Source organism: Bifidobacterium tibiigranuli (assembly GCF_009371885.1).
Classification (GTDB): Bacteria; Actinomycetota; Actinomycetes; order Actinomycetales; family Bifidobacteriaceae; genus Bifidobacterium; species Bifidobacterium tibiigranuli.
Genome location: NZ_QLZA01000032.1, coordinates 1 through 1,047 on the forward strand (window position 1 = coordinate 1; position 1,047 = coordinate 1,047).

Here is a 1,047-nt window from a genome sequence, read left to right on the forward strand (position 1 = left end):
ATCAACTTTAGTTGTTGTGTGTAAATGCGCTTTGAACTAAAAAACACCCTTTATTTCAATGATCAAGTTAGCTATTTTTTAGCGTTATTAAACGGAATGAAATGAGTTTAATGCGCGCTTACACATAGAAAATCTATGTGAGTCCGCAAACCGAGCAAATCTCGGTCAAAGCGCACTTACACTCCACCAAAAATTAGTGGAGGTTTTGTGCTTAAAATCTGTCTCAGAAGTTGCCTTCGGCAACAACTAAAAATCCAAATAAAACTAACCAAAATCAATTTGATCTAACATAGTTTCGGTACTGGCTTGGTCTAAGCCTAAATAAGCTAAAGTCATGGCTTCACTTGAATGATTTAATAAGTGCATGACTAAGCCAATATTGTAATTGGATTGCGTATAAACGCGATAAGCTCCAGTCTTGCGCATTGTGTGGGTACCAAGGTAATTAATATTTAAAAGATCGCCGACTTTGCTCATGATTTTGTAGAACTGTTTTTCTGTGATATGTCGTTCGGGGTGTTGAATGGAAGGAAAGAGCCATTCAGAATCCAGCTTATTATCAAGCAGCCATTGACGGTACAATAAGAGCTCTGTTTGAACAGGCTTAAGGTACAAGGTATTAGGTTTACCAGTTTTTCGGTCATGAATAAACGCATTTTGTTTAATAGAACCGTCCGGATTAAAAATATCGGCCTGTTTTAAGCCCATAACGTCACTCACTCGCAGTAGCGTCGCTTTACCAACTTGAAAAATCGTATAGTTACGTCGGCCAGCTTTAAAGTTATTGAGTAACGTATCTTGAACCTCTTTAAGAACGTTTGAATCTTTGATGGGTAAGACAACTTGTCGCATAAGCTGTTAGTTCCTTTACTTTAAAATTAATTTAGTTGCAGAAAACCTAAAAATCGAATATTATAGTGTAGTACGATGGTAAACTTAAGGGAGGCGGATTAGAATGAGTAATACTATTATTAAAAACAAGACAATTTCAACTCGTGTAACACCTGACATTAGTGAACGGGCTAAAGCTAACCTAGCAAAACAAGG

The 1,047-nt window shown here is 36.9% G+C and carries 1 protein-coding gene; it reads right to left on the reverse strand.

The annotated features are described in order from the left end of the window. Nucleotides 1–264 precede the first annotated feature (264 nt). Nucleotides 265–852 carry a site-specific integrase gene (locus DDF78_RS12385; protein WP_152587883.1) on the reverse strand — a complete coding sequence of 196 codons (588 nt, stop codon included), beginning with the start codon at nt 850–852 and terminating at the stop codon, nt 265–267. Nucleotides 853–1,047 lie beyond the last annotated feature (195 nt).

Excerpts from the sequence above, each read along its gene's own strand:
- DDF78_RS12385 (WP_152587883.1), bottom strand. The coding sequence starts at position 852 with ATGCGACAAGTTGTCTTACCCATCAAAGATTCAAACGTTCTTAAAGAG.